The following is a 528-nucleotide window of genomic DNA, read 5'->3' as shown; positions in this document are numbered from 1 at the left end:
CAATACCATCAGCAATCAAGCCAGAGAATTGCTTTTGATAACGCTCTTCATCATCATCAATAAGCATCTCCATGTATTCAGCAACATGACCACCATAGATATACTTACGGAGAGTCTCATCATCCAATTCCTCAGTTTCAATATCGAAACCAGGGAAACGGTTGGGAGAGTGGGGAATAAACAAACCACCATCAGAAGCACCCTTCATGGCACCAAAGACACGAGAACCGGTAGAAGTACGCTTCAAACCAACATCCAAGAAAACCTTGAAAGGACGAGGACCATCCTCGATGGCCTCGGTAAGCTCAAATTCACCCTCAGGTTCAGTAACACCCTCATATTTATCAGCAAGGCCAACCTTAGCAAGAGCACGACGAGCGACCAAAAGACCGGTAGCGTAGGCGGCAGTCCAGTTGGCCAAACCCCATTTGATACCGTAGCGAGGGAGCTCAGAAGAGTGAGCATGAGCAAGAACATAGTCACCGTTTACTCTAGAAGAAACTATTTGGCATGTGACGAAACGGTTGG

General features: G+C 46.8%; 1 protein-coding gene. It reads right to left on the bottom strand.

The features are described 5' to 3' along the window. Window positions 1-505: uL18 family ribosomal protein (locus tag GFJ41_RS21040; protein ID WP_500048760.1), on the bottom strand; the 505-nt coding region annotated here is incomplete at its 3' end. Window positions 506-528 lie beyond the last annotated feature (23 nt).

Source organism: Paraclostridium dentum (assembly GCF_012922555.1).
GTDB classification, from domain to species: Bacteria; Bacillota; Clostridia; order Peptostreptococcales; family Peptostreptococcaceae; genus Paraclostridium; species Paraclostridium dentum.
The sequence above is the reverse complement of the archived record's forward strand: the minus strand, read 5'-3'. Positions and strand labels throughout refer to the sequence as shown.